Consider the following 25,716-nt stretch of genomic DNA (forward strand, 5'->3'; position numbering starts at 1 on the left):
GTGCTTAGTTATTGCCCTTGTTGAGCTGGTTGCGCAGCTGGTCAAAATAGTCGCGCGCGCTCTGCGGCTGGTTATTGCCCTGCGGCGGGGAAGGGAAGCTCGGAATCTGGCTAAAGCCCTGGCCCTGCTGTGGTGCGTTCTGCACCTGCTGCTGTGCTTGTTGCTGCGCGCGCTGCGCCTGCTCCATCATCTCAGCTTCGCGGCGGGCGCGCTCGTCGCGCTCACGGCGCTCCTGCTCCTCGCGGCGGCGACGTGCAGCACCGGAATCCTCGCGGCTGTGCTTGTTCTCGGACAGGGAAACCGACGGCTTCGGCGCTTCATTAATAGCGTTGGTGGACAGCAGTGCGTCGCGCATACCACCGAAGAGATCCTGCATGCCGCCCGGATTAGACGGCATGTAGAGCACATTGGTGTGGGCGCGGTCGGCCACGTCTACCATGGCGTCGAGGTACTGGGAGACCAGCATGAGGGTCTCGGGGTTCTCCTGCACGCCGGCAGCACGCAGCAGCTCATACTGCTGAGCAATACCTTCGACGATCTCCTTACGCTGGTCAGCCACACCGCGGCCCTGCAGCTTCTTGGCCTCGGCCGCACCTTCGGCTTCCTTCACCACGCGGATCTTCTCGGCCTCTGCCTGGGCAACGGCCGCCTCGCGCTCACGCTGTGCAGCGTTAATAGAGTTCATGGACTCACGCACGCGGGCATCCGGGCGGATATCGGTGACCAGGGTATTGACAAAGTTCCAGCCGTAGGCGGCCATGTTATCGCGCAGGGACATCGCCACGTTGCGGGCGATGGTGTCCTTGGAGGAGAAGGAATCATCCAAGTCCATGTTGGCAACCGAAGAACGGACATTGTCCTGAACATAAGCCACGATCTGCTGCTCGTGGTTAGACAGGGTGTAGAAGGCCTGACGCTCGCTGCCCTGAACTACCTCGTACTGCACGGCAACGGGGATCTGGACGAAGACGTTGTCCTTGGTCTTGGTTTCCACCATGACGTCGAGCTGACGGATCTGCAGGCTGATCTTGGCGCGCACGCGGTCGACATAAGGCACCTTGAAGTGCAAGCCCGCGTGAGCAACGTTCACGAACTTACCCATCCGCTCAATGATGGCGGCCTCCTTCGTCCGGACGATGTAGAAACCGTCGAAGGCGGTGGCAATAATAATTAGAAGAATCACGCCGATGACGATGAGTCCGCCCATAGGCTTATCCTTTCTGCTTCGGTTGGATTTTCCTAACTAGTGTGCCACACGGTGACCACCACCACATCTTGGGGGAGATCGCTCCCCGAACGCAGTCGACTCCCGTTAACGCTCGTCAGCCGCCCGGAAGAGCTCGCCCAAAATCCCCGCGCCGTCTTCGCTAATACCGTTGTGCTGGAAGCGGTTGGTCACCACCGGGCGCAAGTCACGATAGGTCTCCCCCGTGGCAAGGGAATCTTCGAAGGGCACGAAGATATCGTCAAGGTAGATGGCGGCGGAGGCGGTAACGGGGGCGTCGGCAAGCGCGGCAGCATCGTACGGCGAGCTTGCCCACTCGTGGGCGGCGAGCTCCTCGGCAGCCTGCTTGAAGGGGCGCAGCGCCGGGTCCTCGTCGAACTGCCAAGGGAAAATGTGCTCGCCGGTCAGATACGTGCCATCCTCGGCGAACTCGGGGAATTCCTCGCGCACGCGGTGCGCCGCCCAGCCGGTCACAGCCTGGCCGCCGACGCCACCGTAAATGGACTCATGAATCGCCGCGTAGAGCGGACCGGCCTGGAAGCTCACACGGCTACCGACGTTATTGAGGAAGTCCGAACGCAAGCGCTTTTCGCCGTTCACGGTGCGGAAAGGCTCCTCCAGCAGGTAGCCCAGAGAATCGAATCCGGTACCGCGGCCCAGTTCGATGCCGATGGTGCGGAAGCGGCGCGAGGACAGGCGCTCTCCTGTCGGCAGCAGCTCTTCCGAGTTGTCCAGGTGGTGGATGAGCTCCTCGATGCGTGCTTGAGCCCACGGGAACTGGGCATAAAAGCGCTCGTGGCGGACCTTGAGCTTGGCAAAGGTCGTGCGGTAGAGAGCATCCGCGCCCTTGGTCAGGGTGGGCAGGCCGCCGGTGAGAAAGGCACGGCCGATGGAATCGGGGAACATCGAAACATAGGCGGTAATGATGAAACCGCCAAAGGATTGGCCGTAGAGATCCCAGGAGTCCTCGCCGAGGTGCTCGCGGAGGTGCTCGGCATCGCGCACGATATTCTCCTGCCGCAGCTGTGCCAAGCGCTGCGCCGTGCGATCCTCAGCTGGGCTGAGCTCGTCAATGCGGTGGCTGCGCCCAGTGCCGCGCTGGTCCATGAGGATCCAGCGGTAGAGCTCCAGGCCCTTTCCGATCAGCCCAGTGGCACCCGTCGGCCGCGGCGCCGGGAAACCCGGCCCGCCCTGGTTATAGAGCAGCGCCGGGTAATTCTCACCGCCCGGCGGGATGATCTCCCGGGCGTAGAGCTCGAACTCCCCCGCGGCTGGATTGTCATAGTCCCAGGGGACGGTGATGGTGTGTTCCTTGATGGTGTGGCCGAAGCGTTTCATGCTTCTAGTAGACCACGAAACCTTCCTTACGGAACACCTCACGGATCTCCTCCACGTCTTCCGGCTTCGGCGGCTTCGTATCCTCCAAGGTGTACGGGTAGCCCAACTCGTGCCACTTGTCCGCGCCCATGTTGTGGAAGGGCAGCACCTCGACGCGCTCGACGTTGCTCTTCCAGCGGGAGACAATTTTGGCCACGTTGGCGACGTTCTCGGGGCTGTCGGTAAGCCCCGGCACCACCACGAAGCGAATCCAGACCGGCTTGCCTATGGCGTTGAGGCGATCCCCAAAGTCGATCGTCGGCTGCAGCTCGCGGCGGGTGACCTTCTTATAGGTCTCCTCGTCACCGGACTTGACGTCCAAGAGCACCAGGTCGATGTTGTCCAGGTCCTCATCGCGCAGGCGCGCGCCGAGGTAACCCGAGGTGTCGATCGTGGTGTGGATGCCTGCATCGTGGACTTCCTTGAGCACACGCCGTGCGAAGGCGATCTGGAAGAGCGGCTCACCGCCCGAGATGGTCAGACCGCCCCCGGAAGCCTTGAAGATGGGCTTATAGCGTTTAATGCGCTTGACCACATCCTCGATGCGCTCCAACGTTCCGACCTTCATTTCCATGGTGTCGGGATTGTGGCAATACTGGCAGCGCAACGGGCAACCCGACATGAACATGGTCATGCGGGTTCCAGGCCCATCCACGGCCGTCACCAGCTCCCAGGAGTGCACGAGCGCGACATCGCCAGAGCGGCGGGCCTGCATCAACTCCGGGCGGGTGTAGCCCTCGAGGTCATTGTCCGTTCCTAAACCGGCGGCGGCGCCGCGCACCTTCTCCCCTTCTTCAGGGTTGAGGTGCACGACGCCGGTAATGCCATCTGCCATTTAGGAGCCCTGGTGGAAGGTACGGGAGATGACGTCGAGCTGCTGCTCGCGGGTGAGCTTCACGAAGTTCACCGCGTAGCCGGAAACACGGACGGTGAGGTTCGGGTACTTCTCCGGGTGCTCAACGGCGTCCTCCAGGGTGGACTTGTCCAGGACGTTGATGTTGGCGTGGTAGAGGCCCGAGTTCATGTTGTTGGCGGTGCGGCTGGCCTTCATGGAAGCGAGGCGCTCGTCGAAAGTTTTGGTTGCCATGTTGTGTTCTCCTTAGGAAGTGGTGTGGATGTGGTCTATTCGGAATCCATGATGAAGCCGGCATCGAGGACGCCCACCAGGTTGGTGATGCGCTCCTCCGGGGTGCGGCCCAATCCGGACGGGGTGATGGTGTTGGTCAGCGAGATGCCGTCGAGTGCATCCTTGTAGTCCAGCTTGCCTACCGACAGCATGGAGGCAACCATGCCGTGGCTATCCGCGCCGTTCTCCGGGTTGGCACCCGGCGCGAACGGGGTGCCCGCCTCGTGGCCGGACGGGAAGGCACCGGTGGCCTTGCCGTAGACCACGTTGGAGGTAATGGTCAGCACCGACTGGGTGGGGATGGCGTTGCGGTACATCGGGATGGCCTTAATCTTCTCCATCACGGTGTGAACGATGGTGGCGGCGATGTCATCGGCGCGGTCGTCATCGTTTCCGTAGAAGGGGAAGTCACCTTCCGTCTTGTAGTCCACGATCAGCCCGGAATCATCGCGCACCGGGTAGACCTTGGCGTACTTGATGGCGGAAAGCGAGTCAGCCACGATGGACAGGCCCGCGATACCGCAGCCCATGGAGCGCACGATATCGGAATCATGCAGCGCCATCTCGATGGCCTCGTAGGCGTACTTGTCGTGGCAATAGTGGATGATGTTGAGGGCCTCAACGTAGGTGCCCACAACCCAGTCCAGCATCTCCTCGTACTTCTGCCAGACCTCGTCGAAGTCGAGCGGTCCATCGCCCTTGATGGGCTCGTAACCGTCGACGACCTGCTTGCCACTGACCTCGTCGCGGCCGCCGTTGATGGCGTAGAGCAGGGCCTTCGCAGCGTTGACGCGGGCGCCGAAGAACTGCATTTGCTTGCCGACGGCCATCGGGGACACGCAGCACGCAATTGCGGCGTCGTCGCCCCACTGCTCACGAATCTGCTTATCGGACTCGTACTGGATCGAGGAGGTCTCAATCGAGATGTGGGCGCAGAATTCCTTGTAGCCCGCCGGCAGCTGCGGATCCCAGAAGATGGTGATGTTCGGCTCCGGGGAGGGACCCAGGTTGATCAGTGTCTGCAGCAGACGGAAGGAAGTCTTGGTCACCATGTGGCGGCCATCGTCGCCAAAGCCGGCATCGGACCAGGTTGCCCAGTACGGGTCACCGGAGAAGATCTGGTCATAGTCCTCGGTGCGCAGGAAGCGCACGATGCGCAGCTTGAGCACCAGCTGGTCGATGATTTCTTGGGCGTCTTCCTCGGTGATGATGCCAGCGGCAAGGTCGCGCTCGAAGTAGCAGTCGAAGAATGCGGAGAGGCGGCCGATGGACATGGCGGCGCCGTCCTGGGACTTGATGGAGGCCAGGTAGCCAAAGTAGGTCCACTGCACTGCCTCGTGGGCGGTCTTCGCGGGCTTCGAGATATCGAAGCCATAGGACTCAGCCATGACCTTGAGCTTCTTCAGAGCCTTGATCTGCTCGGCGTGCTCCTCGCGGTAGCGTGCCCAGTGCTCGGAGAATCCGATATCACCGACTGCGTGCTTGGATGCCTCCTTCTCAGCGATGAGGTAATCCACGCCGTAGAGGGCCACGCGGCGGTAGTCACCAATGATGCGGCCGCGGCCATAGGCATCCGGCAGGCCGGTGATGATGTGAGAGGAACGCGCTGCGCGGATGCGCGGGGTGTAGATATCGAAGACCGCGTCATTGTGGGTCTTGCGGTAGCGGGTGAAGATCTTCTCTACGTCTGGGTCAACTTCCTTGCCGGCCTCAAAGATAGCCTGCTTGACCATGCGCCAGCCGCCGTTGGGCATCATGGCGCGCTTCAGCGGAGAATCCGTCTGCAGGCCCACGATGACGTTGTCGTCCTCACAGATGTAGCCGGCCGGGAAAGCATCGATATCGCTCGGGGTGTGGGTGTCCACGTCGAAGATGCGCTTCTGGCGCTCGATGGACAGGTAGTTCTCCTCCAGGTGATTCCACACATTCTTGGTCTTCTCGGTGGGTCCAGCAAGGAAGGAGGAATCCCCGTCATAAGGGGTGTAGTTGCGCTGGATAAAATCACGAACGTCAATGTTCTCAGTCCACGGGCCGGGCTCGAAGCCCTTCCATGCCTCGAACTGCACGGACTGTTCAGTTGCGGTGGTCACTATATTGACTCCCTTCGTAGTTCACACGACGCGTAATGCTTAGTCGCAGAAGGGCTTTAGGTGACTTCAATTCACGGGCAATTCGGTCAACCCGTCCGTCACCGAACCCCTCTCTGTAGCCCATAGTAGGGGTAAAGACGCACAAGCTCATATCGGCAAATGCGGGCCGCGCACCACCAAGGGTGCCAGTGTGAGCACTGCACAGGTCAGCTCCGTCATAGGTAACGGCCGTACGGTTGGATGCGGGGGTAAAGTACCCCCTGACGTGGCCTTTCCCACACTTTTTGGGGCGAGCTCTTGGTGCGTGTCCTTGCCGCGCTCTATTGTTATGCGCAGTATCCTCGTCTCGCTTTTTAGCAAGGAGCCTCCCCGCGTGTCCGACATCGCAACCGCCCCTCAGCCCACACACCCGGTCGACGCCGTCCCACCAGCCCCGAAGTTGGCAGCGCTCGGACTCCAGCACGTCCTCGCATTTTATGCTGGCGCGGTCATCGTCCCGCTGCTTATCGCGGGCTCGCTGGGGCTGGATGAGGCCACAACGATCCACCTCATCAACGCCGACCTGTTGACCTGTGGTCTGGCGACGTTGATCCAGGCGGTGGGCGTCGGCAAGCACATCGGCGTTCGCCTGCCCATCATCCAGGGTGTGACCACCACGGCGGTCAGCCCCATCATTGCTATCGGACTCAGCGCGGGTGACCAGCCGCTGCCTACGATTTATGGCGCAATTATTGCCGCCGGTATTTTTACGTTTTTCGCCGCGCCGGTCTTTGGACGAGTGCTCAAATACTTCCCGCCGATTGTCACCGGCACCGTGCTCTTGGTCATGGGTACATCGCTGCTGGCGGTATCTGCAAATGACTTTGTCAATTACGCCGACGGGGTTCCGGCCGCGCGCGATCTGCTGTATGGCTTCGGCACGCTGGCCATCATCATCGTGGTTCAGCGCTTCTTCCGTGGCTTTCTGGGGACGCTGTCGGTGCTGCTTGGTTTGATCATCGGCACCGCTTTGGCGCTCGTGTTGGGTGATACGTCCTTCGACGGTGTGCGTGAGGCCGACGCCATCGGCATGACCACGCCTTTCTATTTCGGCATGCCGCGCTTCGACATCATGGCGATTCTCTCCCTCATCATCGTCATGATCATCACCATGGTGGAGACCACCGGCGATGTTTTCGCCACCGGTGAGATTGTAAAGAAGCGCATCAAGCGCGATGACGTTGTGCGCGCCATCCGCGCCGATGGCCTCTCCACCACCCTGGGCGGCGTGATGAACTCCTTCCCGTATACCTGCTTCGCGCAAAACGTCGGCTTGGTTCGCCTGACCGGTGTGAAATCGCGCTGGGTGGCAGCATCGGCAGCCGGTTTCATGATCATCCTGGGACTACTGCCCAAGGCCGCCGCCGTGGTGGCGGCTATCCCCTCCCCGGTGCTCGGCGGTGCCTCGTTGGCGCTCTTCGCCAACGTTGCCTGGGCCGGCCTGCAGACCATTGCGAAAGAAGACATCACCGACGGCCGCAACGCCGCCATCGTTACCACCGCGCTGGGCTTGGCCATGCTGGTCACCTTCAAACCGGACGTAGCCACCGCCTTCCCGGAGTGGGCGCAGATCTTTGTCTCCTCCGGAATGTCCATCGGCGCAATTACGGCGATTCTCCTCAACTTACTGTTCTTCCACGTCGGTGCGCAGTCGGGTGATGATGTCAGCCGCCTCGACGGCGCCGGCGTCTCCCTTAAGGAGCTCAACGAGATGGAGCGCGACAGCTTCGTCAGCGCCCTGCGCCCGCTCTTTAACAACGAGACCTGGCCGCTTGAGGCCGCCTGGGAGCTGCGTCCCTTCCAGGACGTCAGCCAACTGCGGGAAGCAATCCAGGTTGCGGTGCTCACCGCCCCGAGTGAGAAGCACCGCGCACTGATCCACGACTACCCGGCGATGGATGAGCTGCTGCTTGTCGACGCTGACTCGGCCGCCACCATCTCCGCCGACCGCGGATCCTTGGCCTTGGATGACCTCGATGATGTACAGACGCAGCAGCTTATCGACGTTTCAACGGCCTACCGCAAGCGCTTCGACATGCCCTTTGTGGCATACCTGGACACCAACGACTCGGCCGACCGCGTTATCGATGCGGGCGTGCGCCGCTTGTCCAACTCGGATGAGCTGGAACAGCGCGTGGTCTTGAGCGAAATCATCGAGATTGCCAACGACCGCTTCGACATCCTCCTCGCGGACGCCAACCCAGTTCGGGCTTATTGGGACCGCAAGTTCACGGAGGTCGAGTGACCAGAAGTCACTCGACGTAGAAAAGGTTCATTCCACGTACAAGGCCACTCGACGTTAATAGGTTCATTCCGAGTAGGAGAAGGTTCATTCCGCCTTCAAGGTCACTTGGCGGGCGAAGGTTTGTGGAACTCCATGGTGACCTGGGCTTCGGAGTCCACTCCGCGAATGATGCCTTCATAAAAGCTGCGGGCTTGGTCTTGTAAGAGCTCGCGGTTGTCGTTGATGTCCTTGCGCTTCTTATCGGCGCTGAGGACGTCCGACACCGTGGATGCAGCGTCGAGTGGCTGCGTGGTCCAGCTGAGAACTCCGTTGTTCTCCACGGCGGTCTTAAACTCCTCGTCGGTGTGCCCGATGAAGATGAAGTCCGGGATGTGGACCGTGTAGGAATGCTCGCCGGTTTCGGTGACGCTCACGTCCTTACCCTCAATACCAAGCTTGGCTTTGTAGGAATACTGCACAAACTGGGTGCGGTCGGTCCACGGAACCCTCACGCCAAATACCTGCCCAGCGGAAGACTTCTCTGTGAGTCCTTGGATACCGAGGCTAAGCAAGACGACTTGCTCCTCGCGCTCGACTGCGTTGATTACCTGCGAATTGGTTGACTCTACCGGCGCGGTATACACCTCTTGTGGTTGGCGCACGGCATACACACCTAAACCGGCACAGGCGAGTGAGAGAAGCACCACCAACGCGATGAGCGTGGTGCTGAGTTTGCGAGGAGACATGAGGCTTAGCCCTTCGTGCGTAGTAGAGATAGCTACGCTCCAGATTAGTCTCCGCAGTTTTAGTACACGTCACCTGCAACCACCGAGATGAGAGCCTGCTGCTCAGCGAAAGCAGCAAAAGCCATTAACAGGGTGTCGATATGCGTGCGCAGGTGACGATCCATGACCACCGACCCCGACTTCCGAAGGCGTTCTTCGGCGGCTCCGTTGACGTCGCCAAGCACCAGCACAACCTGGCCGGGAAGAACACCAGCGAATTCTGTGGCGTCGACAATCACGCCGTCGCACGCACGCGCTTCCGCTTCGCTACCGATCCACCGGACAGAGACTCCTTGCGGCGCATAAGCGGCGATGTCATCTGCGAGCCGTTTGCTCATCATAAGCCCAAGGGTTATGGTCTTGCGCATTTCAATCATCTTCCTTAATCGTGCTTGACGTGGCTTTTTGCCTTGACAAGCTACAGATTAAAGATTGAAGCGTTCACCAACCATGGTCATTTCATGCCGATACAATCAAGCCCATGGACAAGGAAGAACGCCAGCGCAGAATCATTTGGGCCGTTGACTCAGGAAGCAAAACGGTCAGCCAATTACAAGAACTCACCGGAGCTTCCGCTATTACCGTCCGCCGCGACCTCGCGGCGCTGGAAGAAGTAGGGGCCCTCGAACGATTTCACGGAGGAGCGCGCCCCGCGGTTCGAAGGGGCGCCCGCTATCCCCTGGAGGTACGCCGAAAAGAGGATCCCGCCGGCAAACGGGCGATTGCTGCGGAGGCTGCCCGCCTCGTTGAACCAGGCTCCTGCGTGCTCGTTGACTCAGGGACAACACCAACTGCCGTTGCCCGCAATCTCGCCGGCATGGACATCACAGCACTAGCGATGTCCCTGTACGCGGGCGCAGCATTAGCCAAGACGCCGGGCAGTGACGTCATCATTCCCGGCGGAACCGTCAACAGCGACGATCTTGCGGTGTACGGGGCGGAAGCGGTTGAAACAGTCCTGTCTATGCGCTTCGACCTCGCGATTGTCGGAATCTGCGCGTGCACTCCGTCGGTAGGCCTTATGTCCCCGAACCTCACCGAGGCGACCATTAAGCGGGCCTATTTCCAAGCCGCCCGACGAGTCATCGTTGTCACCACACCAGAGAAATTCACGCGCATGTCAGCCCACCGCGTGGCCACATTTGATCAAGTAGACACGGTCATCACAACGACTGACCTATCCCAGGAACTAGCCCAGGATGTGGTCGATGCCGGCGCCAACCTCACGATGGTGCCGGTGGAAGGCGCCTAAAGCTGGAACTTTTCGACGATTTCAGTGCGACGCTTGTGCTCCATCCAGAAGGACAGGAACGGGACAACACCGGCAAGCGCCGTGGTGAACAACTTGCTCACCGGCCACATGACACGCGGCCCAAGAACCAGGATGGAAACGAGGTAGACCATATAGGCCACGCCGTGGGCTTGGGCAATGAGCGTGGCCCACGACGGCATTTCCATGCCTACGCCGTACTGCAGGATCATGCGCACAACCAAAATAAGAAGGAAGATACCGGTAACCGTGGCGGCGATGGAAAAGAACTTCAGCGGACCACGGATGCGGGCCTGGCGGTCTGGGTGGACGGCGTTGCTCACTGAGTTGCTCATTAATTCTCCTCTTCGGTGCCGCGACGGCGGCGCTGTTTGTTCATGGCGTTGAAGGTTTCCACATCAACCTGCGGCCGAGGTGGCAGGAAATCCTCGTCGATCTTGGTCACGGCTTGTTCCTTGGTTGACCTCACGCTCTTTGCTTCATACTGAGCTGGTTCTTCTCCCCGCTCGAGGGCTTCGTTCTCTGCATCGATACGCTCATTCTCGTAGCGCATAGCGGTGCGATATGCGTAGACCACGAACACCGCGAAGAGCGGCCACTGGAAGGCGTATCCCAGATTTTGGAAGGTTCCCGAGCCAGAGCGGAACCGAGTCCACTGCCAATAGGCAAGGAACAAAAAGAGCACGACAAAGAACACGATGAGGACGATGTGCCACCATCGAACCTTCATCCGCTTTTTCGGTGCTGGGTTGGTGCTCACGCACAACAGCCTACCCACCACGCCGTGAAAAGTGGATTTCCTTCCGCGGCCTGCTGCCCTGTAGGCTAGTGGACGTTGCGCAGAGAAGGTAGTACTCCGCAGCAACAAAACCAGCGCCCGTGGCGGAATTGGCAGACGCGCTAGATTTAGGTTCTAGTGTCTTATGACGTGTGAGTTCAAGTCTCACCGGGCGCACAATTTCAAACCCCGCTCGGCAAATTTCGAGCGGGGCTTTTGTTATTCCCAGTTCTGCGCAGGGCCGCGCTTAGGCTTGCCCGGCGAGGGCCGCCAAAGGTTCGCGCAGCTGCGCCAGTGCGCGGCCACGGTGCGACACCGCGTTCTTTTCCTCCGGGGCCATCTCCGCGGCGGAGCGGGATTCGCCCTCGGGCTGGAAGAGGGGATCGTAGCCGAAGCCATTTTCGCCCTGCGATGCGGTGAGCAAGGAGCCTGGCCACCGACCCTCCACCACGTGCTCCTGGCCATCCGGGGTCACCAGCGCGCAGACCGACACGAAGGCAGCCGCGCGACGCTCTGCGGGTACGTGAGACATCTGCCCCAACAGCAAACGATTATTCGCTTCATCGTCGCCGTGTCCGCCCGACCACCGGGCCGAGAGCACACCAGGCATGCCGTTGAGTTCTTCCACCGCGAGGCCGGAATCATCCGCAATCGTTGCCAAGCCGGTGTGCTGCACCCCGGCGCGCGCCTTAATCAACGCGTTGTCGGCAAAGGTGCGGCCATCCTCCACGGGCTCCGGGTAAGCCTCCACCGCGGAAAGCGGGAGCAGCTCGATGCCCGCGATGCCGGCGTCGGCGAGGATCTTCTCTAGTTCCTTGAGCTTCTTGGCATTATTCGAAGCGACGAGGAGCTTTACCATCCGAGGGCCGCCTTTTGAGCGTCGATAAGCTGGGCGCAACCAGCCTGCGCCACGTCCAACATGTCATTGAGCTCCGCGCGGCCGAACAAACCGTGCTCGCCGGTGCCCTGAATCTCAACGAAGTCTCCGCCTTCCTGCATCACCACGTTGAGATCGACCTCCGCGCGGGAATCCTCTTCATAGGGCAGGTCGAGGCACACGTGGCCGTCGATGATGCCGACGGAAACAGCAGCGATGGGATCCAGCAGCGGCTCGCCCGGGACGACGCCTTCCTCCTTGAGGTAAGCAATCGCATCAGCAAGCGCCACATACGCGCCGGTGATCGACGCCGTGCGGGTACCGCCGTCTGCCTGCAGCACGTCGCAATCCAGCTGGATGGTGTTCTCCCCCAGCTCAGACAGGTCCACGGCGGCGCGCAGGCTGCGGCCCACCAGGCGGGAAATCTCGTGGGTACGGCCCTTGACCTTGCCCTTCATCGACTCGCGCGGCATGCGCTCGTGGGTTGCAGAGGGCAGCATGGCGTACTCAGCAGTCAGCCAGCCCTCGCCGGAATCCTTCTTAAAACGCGGCACCCCGAATTCCACGGAAGCCGTACACATGACTCGGGTGTTGCCGAACTCCACCAGCACCGACCCAGCCGGATTGGTGGTGAAATTACGGGTAATGCGAACGCTACGGAGTTGGTCGAGCGTGCGACCATCAGCACGAGTGAAATCAGTCATGCCCACTACCCTACCGCGCGTGTTAAAAGTCGAGCTCCATCCCAGCGGCGCCGACGACGATCTCTCCGTCGAACTCGCGGGCAGCGGCGGCATATGTTGCGGCGACATCGCCCCACGGCTGTAGGTGAACAAGCACGAGCTTCTTTACCCCTGCCTCACGCGCTAGGCGCCCAGCTTCTGCTCCCGACATGTGCATGTCTGGAGCCTTATCCTCCGAAGTCTCGCCCCATGCAGCCTCGCAGAGGAAAGCATCCACGCCTTGGGCAGCCTCAACGAGTGCGGGCGTATAAGCGGAATCCGCCGAGTAACACACAGTTGCGCCGGTCTTCGTGTGCTCGACCCGCAGGGCATACGTTTCTACCGGGTGCACGGTACGGAAAGGCGTGATGTAGACATCGTCGACAAGCTGGCGCTCACGGTCCACCCAGGGACTAAACGCAAAGGAATCACTCATATCATCCACCCCATCCGGGGCATCCGATGACAACCGGCCCAAGTGGGTTTCAGTCGCCGCCGGGCCGAGGCAAAAATTGCGAGAAGCTGCCGGGGCCGTGGGGTGGAAACGGCGCCAGACCATCAGCGACGGGAAGTCTAGGCAGTGGTCAGCGTGGAGATGCGTTAATGCCACGTGGGCATCGCAAGGATCCTGGAGTTCCTGCAGGCGAGCAAGCGTACCCGGGCCGAGGTCCATGATGATGGACGGAGCCGAGGGGAATGACAGGAGGTAGCCAGAGGCCGGATTACCCACAGTGGGCACCGACCCGGAACAGCCTAGGATGGTCAGCTTCATGCGTTCAATAGTTCCACGAAACAATGGGGGATGCGAGATTTGGCTCGATTGTACATCTTTGCCGGTGCTAAATCTTGGGTCCCAGGAATCGCGTAGCCAAACGCTCGAACGCCGCGTGGTCACCAGTGCACTCAAAACTGCGGGTTGGCACTTGCCCCGCCGGGGCAAGCATGTCCGTCTTGGTGAGGATGCGCAAAACGTCCTTCGTGGTCTCCTCGGCGGAAGACACCAAGGTGACGTTGTCACCGATAGCGAGCTGGATGACGCCTGTAAGCAGTGGGTAGTGCGTGCAGCCGAGGACGAGTGTGTCGACCCCTGCCGATTGCAACGGCGCGAGGTAGCCTTCCGCCACACCGAGGATCTGACGCCCAGCGGTAATGCCGCGCTCGACAAAGTTCACAAAGTCCGGGCAAGCAACTGCCTCGCACTCGACGTTCGGGTTGACCGCAAAAAGATCTTGGTAAGCACCTGAATTAATGGTGCCCTCCGTACCGATCACGCCGATCTTGCCGTTGCGGGTCGTGGCGATGGCACGGCGCACGGCCGGGCGAATCACCTCGACGACTGGAATGTCGTAGCGCTCGCGGGCATCGTGGAGGAAGGCTGCGGTGGCGGTGTTGCACGCAATCACCAGCATCTTGCAGCCACGCTCCACGAGTTCATCAGCAATCGCGGTGGACAGCTCCCGCACTTGGGCAATGGGCCGTGGGCCATAAGGGGCATGGGCGGTATCGCCGATGTAGACGATGGATTCGTCGGGAAGCTGCTCAATGATTGTGCGCGCAACGGTGAGCCCGCCTACGCCTGAATCAAAAATCCCAATGGGAGAGGTTGCATCAGCCATTAGTTCATCGCTCCTCGAGGCGCAGGCTTAACCTTCTTCATCGGGTCGTCAGAGGTGATCACCATGCCCGCGACGATGCCGCCAATGGCACCGAAAAGGTGGCCCTGCCAGCTCACTCCCTCATAGATGGGCAGCACGCCCCAGATCAGGCCGGAGTAGGCAAAACCAAGGCCTAAGCCAACGAGGAACTGGCTCAACGAGCGGTTAAAGATACCTCTTACGATGAGGTAGGCCAACCAGCCATACACCACGCCCGAGGCGCCAATATGCGAGGTTCCCGGCCCGCCCAGCAGCCACGTGCCAACACCGGCGATGAGTACCACGATGATGGTGACCTCCCACCACGCCTTACGTCCGGATAGGCCAATCAGGAAACAAAAAACCGCACCCGGCAACGAGTTACCGATGAGGTGCTCAAAGTTTGCGTGGAGCAGCGGCGCGGTGAAGATCCCCCAGATGCCGTTGAAATCCAGCGGGTGAATGCCGTACTGCCCCAGCTCGCTTCCAAAGAACAGGAAGTTGATGATGTGGATGATCCACTCGACGGCCAGGAAGCCCACCGTTAAAGACGCAGCCGTTTTTAAACGTCCGGTCCGGGTGTAGTTCTTCGAGTCCCCCTTGTTGAGTACGGGTTGGTGCCCCGTTCCCGGTCCTGCCGGGCGGGGTTGGAAAGGGTTGGGCTCATGCGATTGCTGCTGGCCAAAGGGTCCACTCGTGGTCATAATGCCTCCAACTTTAGCAAGCGTGAGGCAAGGACTACGTCTCCAATCCCGGCCTGTGCTTCTGCTAGTCCATGATGACGTTGAGCAGCGAATCCTGGCAGAAGGCCAGCCATTCCACGAGCGCATCGCGGTCTGCCCCGGGGGTATCCTGCGGTACGTCCCCCGCAGCGATGTAGAGGCGCAGGTCATTGAGGCCGGCGAGGAAAGCATGTGCCTCTTCCTCACTGATAGCCACCTCTACCCCGCCAGTGGGGCCAAGGGCGGTGTTAATCACCTGGAGATTCTCCAGCTTGGCGCGCGCGATGTCATTCTCGTGCAGCGAGCGCAGCAGCGAATTATCACCATCGAACTCCTCATCCCCTGGCTTCTGGAAGTCTGGAAAGAGACGGGCCAGTGACGGATCCTCCGGTGCTTCGGTGTGGCCAGTGGGCATGTCGAGCATGTCCGCTAATTCATCCTTCGGCGCTGACTGCGCGCGGGCGATGATGGCCTCGGAGACCGTCGCGGTGAGATCACCGAGGACTTCACGCTCCATGGGCTCGAATACGGTGGTGTACTTCGCACCACGCATGAAGGACTTTTTCTTCTTCCACGTCTGCATACTCTTATCCTGCCTGCTGCATCGTGGCCCACAGGCCGGCGACCTGTAGTTTCTTCACGTCAGCTTCAACCTTGTCGCGTTCACCCGAGGACACCGCCGCCTTACCTTCGGTATGGACTTGCATCATCAGCTCGTTAGCTCGCTTCTTGTCATAACCCAAAACAGTCTGGAACACGTAGGAAACGTAGCTCATTAGGTTGACTGGGTCATCCCAGACAATGCACATCCACGGCAGGTTTTCGCTCGTGGCGACGTCGACGTCAATCGCCTCATCCAGCTCCGGGGTGGCCATGGGCGAACTCATCACCACGACTGCGGACGTTTCGTTGTGCGCTTTCATGTCCTCTACACTAGCCAAATTTTTTCATCGCGCGAACAGTTATACTGTCTTCGACCTTTAACCTGATTGTCGTTTGCAGGTGGCATCGATGAATTCTTTCTCCCTTCCCCCAGCCGTTACTGACATTCTCGCGGGACGCCAACCCTCAAGAGAGGACCTTGTGCCTCTCGTGCAGCGCATCATCACCGTATTGGTCCTCGGTGGCACGCTCGTGACCGCCGTGCTCAGCTTGACCAGCCCCTCCGATAACGGCAGTTCACAGGATTCTGAGCCTCCCGCACCGGCGACGTGCGATTACGAGCTTCCCGACGTCCCCGTCCAACGCCAGCTCGCCACCATCCAAGATGAGCTCATAGAGGCGCTCAACACGTGGCGCAAGGAGGATGGTCTAGCCCCGCTGGTGCCCTGGATCGACCGCCAAACCGCAGCCCGCGAAAAGGCGGAGTGCAACGCGGTAACACACGAGGAAGGACCATCAGAAGAAAACGTGCAAATGGTCCAGCACCACCTTCCTTTGGACAAAGCTAGCGCCTATGAATTTGTCGAAGCCTTCCGAGCTTCCCCCTCCCACGTGGCCGCCTTGCGCGATCCCCGCATGACCACCGCTGCGGTGGGCACGGCTTACAGCGACGGCGAAGTCTACGTTGTCATTCAGCTCGAAGCATAGAACTGCTGATTTTTCGGTACGCGCTGAGTAGCATCTTCGATGTGACTACTACCTCAGACAACGTCCAGGATTCTGGGCTCGGGCCCAGCGATCGTTCTACGGCCCTGCTTACCGATAAGTATGAGCTGACCATGCTGCAGGCTGCGCTGCGCGATGGCTCCGCGCACCGCCAGGTGGCCTGCGAAGTGTTTGCCCGCCGCCTCCCCAACGAGCGGCGCTACGGTGTTGTCGCCGGCACCGAGCGTGTCCTTCGCGCAGTCCGGGACTTCCGCTTCACCGCTCAGCAGCTGGCGGAGATGGATTTCCTCGATGCAGAGACCAAGGAGTACCTGGCTAATTACCGTTTCTCCGGGCACATCGACGGCTATCGCGAAGGCGAGCTGTACTTCCCCAACTCGCCACTGCTGACCGTGCGCGGAACCTTTGGCGAATGCCTGATCCTGGAAACCGTGATCCTGTCCATCATGAATTCCGATTCCGCCGTGGCCTCTGCGGCCTCACGCATGGTGGTGGCTGCGGATGGCCGCCCCATCATCGAGATGGGCTCGCGCCGCACGCACGAGTATGCCGCCGTCACCGCCGCCCGCGCCGCCTACTTAGCCGGTTTCCAGGCCACTTCCAACCTGGAAGCTGGCTACCGCTACGACATCCCGGTCTCCGGTACTGCGGCGCATGCATGGACGCTCGCGCACGTCAACGAAGACGGAACCCCGAACGAGGAGGCGGCATTCCGCGGGCAGATCGAAACCCTCGGCGTGGGCACCACCCTGTTGGTGGATACCTACGACATCACCAAGGGCGTGGAAACCGCCGTGCGGGTGGCCGGCCCCGAGCTGGGCGGCGTTCGCATCGACTCCGGCGATTTGGCCGCTGTCACCCGCCGCGTGCGCAAACAGCTCGATGACTTGGGCAACCACAACACGAAGATCGTTGTCTCTTCCGACCTGGATGAGTTCGCCATCGCTGGTCTGCGCGGAGATCCCGTCGACGTCTACGGCGTCGGTACCTCGGTGGTCACCGGCTCTGGCGCCCCAACCGCCAGCATGGTGTACAAGGTCGTCGAGGTTGATGGCCATCCCGTGGCCAAGCGTTCCTCCTCGAAGAAGTCGCAGGGCGGGGCAAAGCGCTCCCTGCGCACCTACCGCTCCTCCGGGGTGGCCGTCGAGGAGCTCGTGCTCCCCTTCTCCGCCGAAGACCCAGACACCGGGACGCTGAGCACCCGCGACATGACGGTGCCGCTCATGCGCGACGGAGAGATCCTGGACAATCTGCCCACCCTCCACGAAGCCCGCGAGTACCTAGCCCAAGCCATCACCACTCTGCCGTGGGAAGGGTTGGCTCTGACTCGCGACGAACCTGCGGTGCCGACCCGCTTCATCGGGTTCGGCTCATAGGATGCGTGCGGGAGGCAACCGACTAGACTGACTCAAATGCAGGACTCAACGGTTGACCTCCTCGACGCCGCCGTCTCCGCCCTCGGAGGTGCGCGGCGTGCCGGCCAGGTGCGCATGGCGGAAGCCGTGACCACCGCGTTGGAAAAAGAGCGCCACCTCGCCGTGCAAGCTGGAACGGGTACGGGTAAATCACTGGCTTACCTCGTCCCTGCTTTTCGCCACGCGCAAGAGACCGGGCACACCGTGATTGTTTCCACGGCCACGCTGGCACTGCAACGCCAGCTGGTGGAACGAGATCTGCCGCGCCTCGCCGAGGCCCTCGAACCGCACCTGGAAAAGAAGCCGACCTTCGCCATCATGAAGGGGCGTTCCAACTACGTCTGCCTCAACAAAGTCTCCCGCGCCGCTGAGCTTGACGACGAAGACGCCCTGCTTGACCAGGACGCCATCTCCAGCCTCGGCCGCCATGTCCAGCGCGTCTACGAGTGGGCGGAGGACACCGAGACGGGCGACCGCGAGGACCTCGAACCGGGAGTGCCCGATCTAGCCTGGCGGCAGGTCTCCGTCACCTCCAATGAGTGCCTTGGTGCTACCCGCTGCCCGCACGGCGAGGACTGCTTCGCGGAGCGCGCGCGGCACCGCGCGGCGGACGTCGACATCGTCGTCACCAACCACGCGCTGCTCGCCATCGATGCGGTGGCAGACATCAACATCCTGCCGGAGCACGATGTCGTCATCATCGATGAGGCACACGAGCTGGACGGCCGTATCACCTCAGTCTCTACCGCCGAGATCACCGGGCGCGCCCTCAAAATGGCGGCCAACCGCGCCAAGTCCCTCGGCGCCAATGGCAAAGACCAGCGACTGAGCGAACAAGCCAATGAGCTCAGCCAACTACTCGGTGAATTCACGCCGGGCCGCTGGACCGATCTTCCGGAGGAAGCCAAGCAACAACTCATGAGCCTCGCGGACACGTTAAGCGACTGCCGCGAGACCATCGCCCGCGCCCCCGAAGGCGAACAGGCCCAAGACCCGGAAAAATCTGCCGAGCGCCAAAACCTGGCCAATCACCTCGGCAGCCTCGTCGAAGCCATCGCCCGCATCCTCGATGTCTTCGCCACCGGTGACCCCGCAGCACACGCCGACGTGGTGTGGCTGGAACGCGATGAGCGCACGCTGAACGACACCCTGGCCGTTGCCCCGCTCTCCATCGCCGGGATGCTGCACGAAAAGCTCTTCGGCGAACAGACTGTCGTGCTGACCTCCGCCACGCTTGCCTTGGGCGGGCGCTTCGACGCCATGGCCGCACAATGGGGCCTGCCCAAAGGTACATGGGATAGTCTCGACGTGGGCTATCCTTTCGACCCCGCGCGCAGCGGCATCCTTTATACCGCAGCGCACCTGCCGCAGCCGGGCCGCGACGGACTCAGCCCGCAGACGCTTAAGGAAATCCGCGAGCTCATCATGGCCGCGGGCGGGCGCACCCTCGGTCTCTTTTCCTCACGCCGGGCCGCACAACAAGCGGCCGAGGAGCTCAAGCCCACGCTCCCTTTCGACATTTACCTTCAAGGCGAGGACTCCATCGGCGCGCTCGTGGATAAGTTCACGAAGAACGAGAACTCCTGTCTGTTCGGCACGCTCACTCTCTGGCAGGGTGTCGACGTCCCGGGCCCCGCGTGTTCCCTGGTGCTCATCGACCGTATCCCCTTCCCCCGCCCAGATAATCCCCTGATGCAAGCGCGCACCGAAGCCGCGAAAGCGGCTGGGCGCAACGGTTTTATGGAGGTTTCCGCTACGCACGCGGCGCTGCTTATGGCCCAGGGCGCGGGCCGCTTGCTGCGCTCCACTGCGGACCGCGGGGTCGTCGCAGTCCTCGATAGCCGCTTGGAAACCAAGCGCTATGGCTCCTACCTACGCGCCTCGATGCCGCAGATGTGGCCCACGAGCGACCCGCAGGTCGTACGCGGGGCGCTCAAGCGCCTGGTTGAGGCCCGCTAGGGATGACGCAGCGCGCACACCGTGGCTGAGTCTGGAGCGACCTCGGTGAAACCGGCGTCATGCACCACCACCGCTCCCGGACGCGCACAAGCCACGGCAAATTCCTCATGGGGGATTTCGCGCACGGACAGCACAAAGTCCTGTGCTGCCCAGTCCTCCACTTCCTCGGAGCTCATCGCCGCGGCCAGCAGCATTGAGCCGTGCCCTACTTGTGCTGCGGCCTTTCCCGCACTCATGGCGAGGGAGGCGTCGACGTAGATCACGGGGGCGTCGCCAAGCGCGGGCCCGGGCTCATCCTGGGGCAAATCGGTGTGACCGATCTGCAGCTTCGCCACGAGTGGGTGCACGTCCTGCACCGCCGAGGGGAGGAAGACGCGCGCGCGATCATCCACGGTGACGCCCGGCAGGGACTGCACATCACGCCAGGCCTTGTTGCGTGCGCGGCGCGCCACCTTGCGGATGCGGTGCCCGTACCACTGCCCTAGGGCCTCGGCGAAGGCCCCATCCTGGCCAGCCCTATCATCGAGGCAGAGCTTGACGACGCCTTTAGCTGCCGCCTCGAGCACCTCCGTGCGCGCGGGCGGATCCTGCTTGGGCAGGTTAAGCGCGATCTGCATCGCCTGAATGGTCTCGGGTTTGTTCGGGTCCTCAGGATCATCGCGCCAACTGCGCTCGCTACACGCAGCCGCAAGACGGCGATGGGCCTCGCGGAGATTACTCACTGGCAACTTCTTCCATCGGGATACCGAGGATCTGCAGAATCTCATCCATGTATGGGTGGTTTACGGAGGTATCCGCAACCTGGCGCAGCGCTGGCTTGGCGTTGAAGGCGATGCCTAAGCCGGCGGCGGAAATCATGTCGATATCGTTAGCGCCATCGCCGACGGCAACGGTCTGCAGCATGCTCAGGCCCGAATCCGCAGCGAATTCGCGCAGGAACTTCTCCTTGGCCTTGCGGTCCACCACGTCACCGATGACGCGGCCGGTGAGCTTACCGTCCACGATTTCGAGCGTGTTGGCGCGCACGTAGTCGAGGTCGAGTTCCTGTGCCAGATCTTCGAGGACCTGGATAAAGCCACCAGAGACTACCGCAACCCGGTATCCCATGCGCTTGAGGGTGCGGATGGTGGTCCGCACGCCCGGGGTCAGGCAAATATCGGCGGCGGTTTCTGCGATGACGGACTCCGGCAAACCTTCCAAGGTGGCGACGCGCTCGCGTAGGGATTGCTCGAAGTCCAGCTCGCCGCGCATCGCGCGCTCCGTCACTGCGGCAACCTCGGCTTCCTTGCCGGCGTGGGCGGCCAGCATTTCGATGACCTCGCCGGTGATAAGGGTGGAATCGCAGTCAAAGCAGATAAGCCGCTTCGAACGGCGCTGCAGGCCGGAGCGCTCGATGGCGATGTCGACACCTTGCTCGGTAGCTAGGCGGGCCAGCATGGCGCGCACAGGATCGGCAGCACCATCGATCGTGATATACAGCTCCAAGCCATTGAGCGGATAAGTGGAGAGCCCGCGGATACGGTCGATGTTGACGTTGAGGTTAGCCAGTTCCTTAGCAATGGCAGACATCTGGCTGGCGTTGAGCTGGCGTCCCAGAACCACGACGACGTGCGTCGAGCGCGGGCGTGAGGTTGACTCTTCTTCTCGCAGATCCACGTTGATGGACTGCGCGTAGATGCTCAGCGTATTTCGCAATCCCTGCTCCAAAGCCTCGAGGCGCGAGGAACGAACCCGGATGTAGGCGGACAGCGAAATCCGACCGGAGAAGATGGCTTGCTCGGCGTCGACGAGCTCCACATCATGAGAGCCCAGTACGCGGAAGAAGGCCGCCGACACGCCGGGCTTATCGGGGCCGGAGGCGGTAACAACGGCGAAGACTTGTTCACTTTGATTATCCACGGGGCTTATTATCTCACACCACGTTCGTGACCTTTTCACCTACGGCAAACGCCGCCTCCCCATCGCAGTGATGGGGAGGCGGCGTTTTCAGGAGTACTCAGCTAGTGAGTGCTTAGTGGCCGACGTGTGCTTCCTCGCGAATGCGCTTAACCATGTGCGGGTAGTGCAGCTCGAAGGCCGGGCGCTCGGAACGAATGCGCGGCAGCGACACGAAGTTGTGGCGCGGCGGCGGGCAGGAGGTGGCCCACTCGAGGGAGTTGCCATAGCCCCACGGATCGTCCACGGTGACGATCTCACCGTAGCGCCAGGACTTGAAGACGTTCCAAATCAGCGGGATAACCGAGGCGCCGAGGACGAAGGAGAAGATGGTGGAAATCTGGTTGAAGACCGTGAAGCCATCAGACTCCAGGTAGTCGGCGTAACGACGCGGCATACCCATGTTGCCCACCCAGTGCTGAACCAGGAAGGTGCCGTGGAAGCCGATGAAGGTCAGCCAGAAGTGAATCTTGCCCAGGCGCTCATCGAGCATGCGGCCGGTCATCTTCGGGAACCAGAAGTACAGGCCAGCGAAGGCGGAGAACACCACGGTGCCGAAGAGGGTGTAGTGGAAGTGAGCAATCAAGAAGTAGGACTCAGCAAGGTGGAAGTCCAGTGCCGGGGAGGCCAGCATAATACCGGTCATGCCGCCGAAGAGGAAGGTTGCCAGGAAGCCCATGGCGAAGATCATCGGGGTATCCCAGGTGATGTGGCCCTTCCACATGGTGCCGACCCAGTTGAAGAACTTCACGCCGGTCGGAACCGCAATGAGGAAGGTCATGAAGGAGAAGAACGGCAGCAGAATAGCACCGGTCACGAACATGTGGTGAGCCCACACGGCCATGGACAGCGCACCGATTGCCAGCAGGGCGAAGACCAGACCGATGTAGCCGAAGACCGGCTTGCGAGCGAAGACCGGGACAACCTCAGAGATGATGCCGAAGAACGGGAGTGCCAGGACGTAGACCTCCGGGTGGCCGAAGAACCAGAAGAGGTGCTGCCACAGGATGCCGCCGCCGTTGGCGGAGTCGAAGATGTGGCCGCCCAGCTTGCGGTCATAAAGAACACCCAGCGCCGCAGCGGTCAGCAGCGGGAAGATCATCAGAACGATGACAGATGCGGTAAACACTGCCCAGGTGAAGACCGGCAGACGGAACATGGTCATGCCCGGTGCACGCAGGGTGAGGACCGTGGTGATCATGTTGATGGCGGAAGCAATGGTACCGACACCGGTAGCGCCCACGCCGACGATCCACATGTCGGCGCCGATACCCGGGGTGTGAACCGAGTCAGACAGCGGGACGTACATGGTCCAGCCGAAGTCAGCAGCGCCGCCCGGGGTCAAGAAGCCCGCGAGCATCACGACGCCGCCGGTCAGGGTAATCCAGAAACCGAAAGCGTTCAGACGCGGGAAGGCCACATCCGGTGCGCCAATCTGCAGGGGCAGAACATAGTTACCGAATGCCCACACCACTGGTGTTGCAAACAGCAGCAGCATGACGGTGCCGTGCATGGTGAAGAGCTGGTTGAACTGCTCGTTGGACAGGAACTGCAATCCTGGGGTGAAAAGCTCAGCGCGAAGCAGCAGAGCCATGAAGCCACCGAGGAAGAAGAAGCTGAAGGCCATGATCATGTACATGATGCCCAGCTGCTTGTGGTCGGTGGTGGTTAGCAACATCCACGCCTTGGAACCGGTCTTTGCGTTACCAGTCGGCTCCGGACGTGTAGGCGCGACGTAATCGTCGAGCCGTGGCGCCACAGCGGTCATAAAATCCTCCTGAAGAACAAGCGTCTAACCACATCGGTATCACGCGTTTTATCGCGCCACACGCCCAGTGATTAAACACCTAGGTTTACTCGCCTTATATTAGGGCACCTCAGGGCCAAATTTCCAGCGCTCTGATATTCCCCATAGCCCTTGTTAGCCCCGTTTTATCCGGATAACCCCTTGTACGTGGCAGACCTGCCACGCCATGCCCCACCAGGCGGTGATCTAGAACACAGATGGTCGGGTGTGTCGGCCCCTAAAACCCGAAAACGCACCCCCTGAAAGAATCAAACTTTCGGTTGATCGTTCTAGGAGGTGCGGCGTGGCAGTGGATGCTACTTAGAAGTCCCAGTCCTCGTCGGTGGTTTCCTCCGCCTTGCCAATCACGTAGGAGGAACCGGAGCCAGAGAAAAAGTCATGGTTCTCATCCGCGTTCGGAGACAAGGAGGACAGGATGGCCGGGGACACGCGGGTTTCATCAGCCGGGAAAAGCCCCTCGAAGCCTAGGTTATTGAGCGCCTTGTTGGCGTTGTAGCGAAGGAAGCGCTTTACATCCTCGGTCCAGCCCAACTCATCGTAGAGATCCTCGGTGTAATCGATCTCGTTCTCGTAGAGTTCATAGAGCAGGTCGAAGGCGTAGCCCTTCATCTCTTCCTGCTCCGACTCCGAGAGCTTCTTGTAGCCCTGCTGGAACTTGTAGCCGATGTAATAGCCGTGGACGGCCTCATCGCGGATGATGAGGCGGATGATATCGGCCGTGTTCGTCAGCTTTGCGCGCGACGAGAAGTACATCGGCAGGAAGAAGCCTGAGTAGAAGAGGAAGGATTCCAGCAAGGTGGACGCAACCTTCTTCTTCAGCGGGTCATCGCCCTGATAGTAGGACATAACGATTTTTGCCTTGCGCTGGAGGTTTTCATTCTCCTCGGACCAGCGGAAGGCGTCGTTGATCATAGGAGTCGACGCCAACGTCATGAAGATATTGGAGTAGGACTTCGCGTGAACGGACTCCATGAAGGCGATGTTGGTATAGACCGCCTCTTCGTGGAGAGTGGTGGCGTCGGGAAGCAGCGATACCGCACCGACGGTGCCCTGGATGGTATCGAGCAGAGTGAGACCAGCGAAGACACGCATGGTGGTCTCCTGCTCCTTCTCAGTCAGAGTTTTCCAGCTCTGGATATCGTTAGACACCGGCACCTTTTCCGGAAGCCAGAAGTTACCGGTGAGGCGATCCCACACCTCGAGATCCTTCTCATCTGGAATCGTGTTCCAGTTAATCGCCTTCACCGGAGCCTCGTGGCTAGCGATGTAATCGTCGTACTCGTGAGACACGCACGTCACCTCATCTTACTAGTTATTGTGAGTCTGGTGCCATGGTACCCGGTAAAACTAGGGGCCAAAATTCCTGCGTGTTTTATACTTAAGCCCTGTTCACACGCCCCCGAATGTCGATGGAGGTACCGGCTCCCCGTGACTGAGCCCTCCGCTCCCCTACTCAGCACCGTTCTAGACACCATGGGCGCCGACATCGTCAGCGGCACCCTTGCCGCCGGTGAGCGTTTTACACTCACCGATCTCTGCGCGCGTTTCGGAGTTTCCCGAACCGTAGCCCGCGAGGCAATGCGCGCACTAGAGCACTTAGGCATGGTCTCTTCTTCACGCCGCGTAGGTATCACGGTGCTCCCCATCAGCGAGTGGGCGGTCTATGATCCCGCCATCATTTCGTGGCGCCTGAGCTCAGAGAAATCCCGCGACAGGCAGCGCTCCTCACTCAACGAACTGCGCCTTGCCATCGAGCCCGTCGCCGCCGGCCTCGCTGCGCTGCATGCGTCCCAAGAAGACAAGGAAGAGATCTTAGAGCTGGCCCAACGCCTCCAAGACACGCCAACGCGGCGCGTCGGTGAGCACCTCGCTACCGACCTGCGTTTTCATGCCATGGTTCTCCATGCCTCGGGCAATGAGATGTTTTCAGCTCTCAGCCCCTATCTGCTGTCCATGGTGCGCGGGCGTTCCCTCTTTGGCTCCCGCAAACGCAACCCCACGGCCGGCACCGAACAGCGCCACCTGGACCTAGCGGAAGCAATCCACCGCGGCGACTCCCCCGAGGCAGAAAAAATCGCACGCGCCATCCTAATTGAGGCGCGTGCGAACAAGGACTAACAAGA

At 60.9% G+C, this 25,716-nt stretch carries 26 protein-coding genes and 1 tRNA gene; 7 read left to right on the plus strand and 20 right to left on the minus strand.

What is annotated here, in order from left to right; all coding sequences use genetic code 11:
- Positions 1–4: 4 nt before the first annotated feature.
- The 5 genes from HMPREF2792_RS00605 to pflB form a co-directional block, all read right to left on the minus strand.
- Positions 5–1,207 (minus strand): SPFH domain-containing protein, encoded by a 1,203-nt coding sequence (locus HMPREF2792_RS00605; protein ID WP_070530027.1) that lies wholly within the window; start codon positions 1,205–1,207, stop codon positions 5–7.
- Positions 1,208–1,312: 105 nt separating this feature from the next.
- Positions 1,313–2,563 (minus strand): alpha/beta fold hydrolase, encoded by a 1,251-nt coding sequence (locus HMPREF2792_RS00610; protein WP_070530029.1) that lies wholly within the window; start codon positions 2,561–2,563, stop codon positions 1,313–1,315.
- A 4-nt stretch (positions 2,564–2,567) separates the two neighbouring features.
- Entirely contained in the window at positions 2,568–3,437 is an 870-nt protein-coding gene (gene pflA, locus HMPREF2792_RS00615; RefSeq protein WP_070530032.1) for a pyruvate formate-lyase-activating protein, read from the minus strand.
- Positions 3,438–3,689: an autonomous glycyl radical cofactor GrcA2 gene (gene grcA2, locus HMPREF2792_RS00620; protein ID WP_070525314.1), complete on the minus strand. Its 252-nt coding sequence runs from the start codon at positions 3,687–3,689 to the stop codon at positions 3,438–3,440. It lies immediately after the preceding gene.
- Between the two features lie 35 nt (positions 3,690–3,724).
- Positions 3,725–5,818, minus strand: coding sequence for a formate C-acetyltransferase (gene pflB / locus HMPREF2792_RS00625; protein WP_070530034.1), 2,094 nt, complete (start codon positions 5,816–5,818; stop codon positions 3,725–3,727).
- 373 nt (positions 5,819–6,191) lie between these two features.
- Here pflB and HMPREF2792_RS00630 point away from each other — a divergent pair, with 373 nt between their 5' ends.
- The gene (locus HMPREF2792_RS00630; protein ID WP_070530036.1) at positions 6,192–8,102 is read left to right on the plus strand and encodes a solute carrier family 23 protein; all 1,911 of its coding nucleotides are present in this window, start codon (positions 6,192–6,194) and stop codon (positions 8,100–8,102) included.
- A 101-nt stretch (positions 8,103–8,203) separates the two neighbouring features.
- On the opposite strand, the gene HMPREF2792_RS00635 is transcribed toward HMPREF2792_RS00630, so the two are convergent.
- Both HMPREF2792_RS00635 and HMPREF2792_RS00640 read right to left on the minus strand, forming a co-directional pair.
- Positions 8,204–8,827, minus strand: coding sequence for a hypothetical protein (locus tag HMPREF2792_RS00635; protein WP_070530038.1), 624 nt, complete (start codon positions 8,825–8,827; stop codon positions 8,204–8,206).
- Positions 8,828–8,886: 59 nt separating this feature from the next.
- Complete coding sequence (locus HMPREF2792_RS00640; RefSeq protein ID WP_227485862.1) at positions 8,887–9,234, minus strand: hypothetical protein; 348 nt, start codon at positions 9,232–9,234, stop codon at positions 8,887–8,889.
- 113 nt (positions 9,235–9,347) lie between these two features.
- On the opposite strand from HMPREF2792_RS00640, the gene HMPREF2792_RS00645 reads away from it, so the two are divergent.
- Positions 9,348–10,118: a DeoR/GlpR family DNA-binding transcription regulator gene (locus HMPREF2792_RS00645; protein ID WP_070530043.1), complete on the plus strand. Its 771-nt coding sequence runs from the start codon at positions 9,348–9,350 to the stop codon at positions 10,116–10,118.
- Here the strand turns inward: HMPREF2792_RS00645 and HMPREF2792_RS00650 are convergent.
- The gene (locus HMPREF2792_RS00650; RefSeq protein WP_070530046.1) at positions 10,115–10,471 is read right to left on the minus strand and encodes a DUF3817 domain-containing protein; all 357 of its coding nucleotides are present in this window, start codon (positions 10,469–10,471) and stop codon (positions 10,115–10,117) included. The genes HMPREF2792_RS00645 and HMPREF2792_RS00650 overlap by 4 nt on opposite strands.
- Positions 10,471–10,866, minus strand: coding sequence for an SURF1 family protein (locus tag HMPREF2792_RS00655; RefSeq protein ID WP_070530048.1), 396 nt, complete (start codon positions 10,864–10,866; stop codon positions 10,471–10,473). The genes HMPREF2792_RS00650 and HMPREF2792_RS00655 overlap by 1 nt, the downstream gene beginning before the upstream one ends.
- 143 nt (positions 10,867–11,009) lie before the next feature.
- On the opposite strand from HMPREF2792_RS00655, the gene HMPREF2792_RS00660 reads away from it, so the two are divergent.
- Positions 11,010–11,091, plus strand: a tRNA-Leu gene (locus tag HMPREF2792_RS00660).
- A 70-nt stretch (positions 11,092–11,161) separates the two neighbouring features.
- On the opposite strand, the gene rdgB is transcribed toward HMPREF2792_RS00660, so the two are convergent.
- From rdgB to clpS, 7 genes are all read right to left on the minus strand, one after another.
- Positions 11,162–11,773 (minus strand): RdgB/HAM1 family non-canonical purine NTP pyrophosphatase, encoded by a 612-nt coding sequence (rdgB, locus tag HMPREF2792_RS00665; protein ID WP_070530050.1) that lies wholly within the window; start codon positions 11,771–11,773, stop codon positions 11,162–11,164.
- Positions 11,767–12,495, minus strand: coding sequence for a ribonuclease PH (gene rph, locus HMPREF2792_RS00670; protein ID WP_070530053.1), 729 nt, complete (start codon positions 12,493–12,495; stop codon positions 11,767–11,769). Before rph ends, rdgB begins: the two co-directional genes overlap by 7 nt.
- Before the next feature lie 22 nt (positions 12,496–12,517).
- Complete coding sequence (locus HMPREF2792_RS00675; RefSeq protein WP_070522394.1) at positions 12,518–13,285, minus strand: MBL fold metallo-hydrolase; 768 nt, start codon at positions 13,283–13,285, stop codon at positions 12,518–12,520.
- Positions 13,286–13,352: 67 nt separating this feature from the next.
- Positions 13,353–14,129 (minus strand): glutamate racemase, encoded by a 777-nt coding sequence (murI, locus tag HMPREF2792_RS00680; RefSeq protein WP_070530055.1) that lies wholly within the window; start codon positions 14,127–14,129, stop codon positions 13,353–13,355.
- Positions 14,129–14,851, minus strand: a complete 723-nt coding sequence (locus HMPREF2792_RS00685; RefSeq protein WP_070530057.1) for a rhomboid family intramembrane serine protease — start codon at positions 14,849–14,851, stop codon at positions 14,129–14,131. The genes murI and HMPREF2792_RS00685 overlap by 1 nt, the downstream gene beginning before the upstream one ends.
- A gap of 64 nt (positions 14,852–14,915) precedes the next feature.
- Positions 14,916–15,452, minus strand: coding sequence for a DUF2017 domain-containing protein (locus HMPREF2792_RS00690; RefSeq protein WP_070522403.1), 537 nt, complete (start codon positions 15,450–15,452; stop codon positions 14,916–14,918).
- 4 nt (positions 15,453–15,456) lie between these two features.
- Positions 15,457–15,792, minus strand: a complete 336-nt coding sequence (gene clpS / locus HMPREF2792_RS00695; RefSeq protein ID WP_070522406.1) for an ATP-dependent Clp protease adapter ClpS — start codon at positions 15,790–15,792, stop codon at positions 15,457–15,459.
- 88 nt (positions 15,793–15,880) lie between these two features.
- Between clpS and HMPREF2792_RS00700 the strand changes: the two genes are divergently transcribed.
- The 3 genes from HMPREF2792_RS00700 to HMPREF2792_RS00710 are packed head-to-tail and all read left to right on the plus strand — an operon-like array spanning position 15,881 to position 19,851.
- Positions 15,881–16,459 (plus strand): CAP domain-containing protein, encoded by a 579-nt coding sequence (locus HMPREF2792_RS00700; RefSeq protein WP_070530060.1) that lies wholly within the window; start codon positions 15,881–15,883, stop codon positions 16,457–16,459.
- Positions 16,460–16,500: 41 nt separating this feature from the next.
- Entirely contained in the window at positions 16,501–17,853 is a 1,353-nt protein-coding gene (locus HMPREF2792_RS00705; RefSeq protein WP_070530062.1) for a nicotinate phosphoribosyltransferase, read from the plus strand.
- A 36-nt stretch (positions 17,854–17,889) separates the two neighbouring features.
- Entirely contained in the window at positions 17,890–19,851 is a 1,962-nt protein-coding gene (locus tag HMPREF2792_RS00710; RefSeq protein ID WP_070522414.1) for an ATP-dependent DNA helicase, read from the plus strand.
- On the opposite strand, the gene HMPREF2792_RS00715 is transcribed toward HMPREF2792_RS00710, so the two are convergent.
- From HMPREF2792_RS00715 to nrdF, 4 genes are all read right to left on the minus strand, one after another.
- Positions 19,848–20,573 carry a peptidyl-tRNA hydrolase gene (locus HMPREF2792_RS00715; protein WP_070522417.1) on the minus strand — a complete coding sequence of 242 codons (726 nt, stop codon included), beginning with the start codon at positions 20,571–20,573 and terminating at the stop codon, positions 19,848–19,850. The genes HMPREF2792_RS00710 and HMPREF2792_RS00715 overlap by 4 nt on opposite strands.
- Complete coding sequence (gene serB, locus HMPREF2792_RS00720) at positions 20,566–21,759, minus strand: phosphoserine phosphatase SerB (protein WP_070530098.1); 1,194 nt, start codon at positions 21,757–21,759, stop codon at positions 20,566–20,568. Before serB ends, HMPREF2792_RS00715 begins: the two co-directional genes overlap by 8 nt.
- A 103-nt stretch (positions 21,760–21,862) precedes the next feature.
- A complete protein-coding gene (ctaD, locus tag HMPREF2792_RS00725; RefSeq protein ID WP_070522420.1) occupies positions 21,863–23,554 on the minus strand; it encodes an aa3-type cytochrome oxidase subunit I in 1,692 nt (563 codons plus the stop codon).
- Positions 23,555–23,893: 339 nt separating this feature from the next.
- Positions 23,894–24,883, minus strand: coding sequence for a class 1b ribonucleoside-diphosphate reductase subunit beta (nrdF, locus tag HMPREF2792_RS00730; RefSeq protein WP_070522424.1), 990 nt, complete (start codon positions 24,881–24,883; stop codon positions 23,894–23,896).
- Positions 24,884–25,066: 183 nt separating this feature from the next.
- Between nrdF and HMPREF2792_RS00735 the strand changes: the two genes are divergently transcribed.
- Entirely contained in the window at positions 25,067–25,711 is a 645-nt protein-coding gene (locus HMPREF2792_RS00735; protein WP_154762484.1) for a FadR/GntR family transcriptional regulator, read from the plus strand.
- Positions 25,712–25,716 lie beyond the last annotated feature (5 nt).

This window comes from Corynebacterium sp. HMSC068H04, assembly GCF_001811255.1.
Classification (GTDB): domain Bacteria; phylum Actinomycetota; class Actinomycetes; order Mycobacteriales; family Mycobacteriaceae; genus Corynebacterium; species Corynebacterium hesseae.

Bases quoted from the DNA above. Each gene is read 5' to 3' on its own strand.
- HMPREF2792_RS00690 (WP_070522403.1), bottom strand. From the start codon at position 15,452: ATGCAGACGTGGAAGAAGAAAAAGTCCTTCATGCGTGGTGCGAAGTAC.
- murI (WP_070530055.1), bottom strand. From the start codon at position 14,129: ATGGCTGATGCAACCTCTCCCATTGGGATTTTTGATTCAGGCGTAGGC.
- grcA2 (WP_070525314.1), bottom strand. From the start codon at position 3,689: ATGGCAACCAAAACTTTCGACGAGCGCCTCGCTTCCATGAAGGCCAGC.
- HMPREF2792_RS00685 (WP_070530057.1), bottom strand. From the start codon at position 14,851: ATGACCACGAGTGGACCCTTTGGCCAGCAGCAATCGCATGAGCCCAAC.
- HMPREF2792_RS00610 (WP_070530029.1), bottom strand. From the start codon at position 2,563: ATGAAACGCTTCGGCCACACCATCAAGGAACACACCATCACCGTCCCC.
- HMPREF2792_RS00710 (WP_070522414.1), top strand. From the start codon at position 17,890: ATGCAGGACTCAACGGTTGACCTCCTCGACGCCGCCGTCTCCGCCCTC.
- HMPREF2792_RS00645 (WP_070530043.1), top strand. From the start codon at position 9,348: ATGGACAAGGAAGAACGCCAGCGCAGAATCATTTGGGCCGTTGACTCA.
- rph (WP_070530053.1), bottom strand. From the start codon at position 12,495: ATGACTGATTTCACTCGTGCTGATGGTCGCACGCTCGACCAACTCCGT.
- HMPREF2792_RS00700 (WP_070530060.1), top strand. From the start codon at position 15,881: ATGAATTCTTTCTCCCTTCCCCCAGCCGTTACTGACATTCTCGCGGGA.
- HMPREF2792_RS00675 (WP_070522394.1), bottom strand. From the start codon at position 13,285: ATGAAGCTGACCATCCTAGGCTGTTCCGGGTCGGTGCCCACTGTGGGT.
- HMPREF2792_RS00640 (WP_227485862.1), bottom strand. From the start codon at position 9,234: ATGCGCAAGACCATAACCCTTGGGCTTATGATGAGCAAACGGCTCGCA.
- ctaD (WP_070522420.1), bottom strand. From the start codon at position 23,554: ATGACCGCTGTGGCGCCACGGCTCGACGATTACGTCGCGCCTACACGT.
- HMPREF2792_RS00650 (WP_070530046.1), bottom strand. From the start codon at position 10,471: ATGAGCAACTCAGTGAGCAACGCCGTCCACCCAGACCGCCAGGCCCGC.
- HMPREF2792_RS00605 (WP_070530027.1), bottom strand. From the start codon at position 1,207: ATGGGCGGACTCATCGTCATCGGCGTGATTCTTCTAATTATTATTGCC.
- HMPREF2792_RS00655 (WP_070530048.1), bottom strand. From the start codon at position 10,866: ATGAAGGTTCGATGGTGGCACATCGTCCTCATCGTGTTCTTTGTCGTG.
- pflA (WP_070530032.1), bottom strand. From the start codon at position 3,437: ATGGCAGATGGCATTACCGGCGTCGTGCACCTCAACCCTGAAGAAGGG.
- HMPREF2792_RS00635 (WP_070530038.1), bottom strand. From the start codon at position 8,827: ATGTCTCCTCGCAAACTCAGCACCACGCTCATCGCGTTGGTGGTGCTT.
- rdgB (WP_070530050.1), bottom strand. From the start codon at position 11,773: ATGGTAAAGCTCCTCGTCGCTTCGAATAATGCCAAGAAGCTCAAGGAA.
- HMPREF2792_RS00735 (WP_154762484.1), top strand. From the start codon at position 25,067: ATGGGCGCCGACATCGTCAGCGGCACCCTTGCCGCCGGTGAGCGTTTT.
- clpS (WP_070522406.1), bottom strand. From the start codon at position 15,792: ATGAAAGCGCACAACGAAACGTCCGCAGTCGTGGTGATGAGTTCGCCC.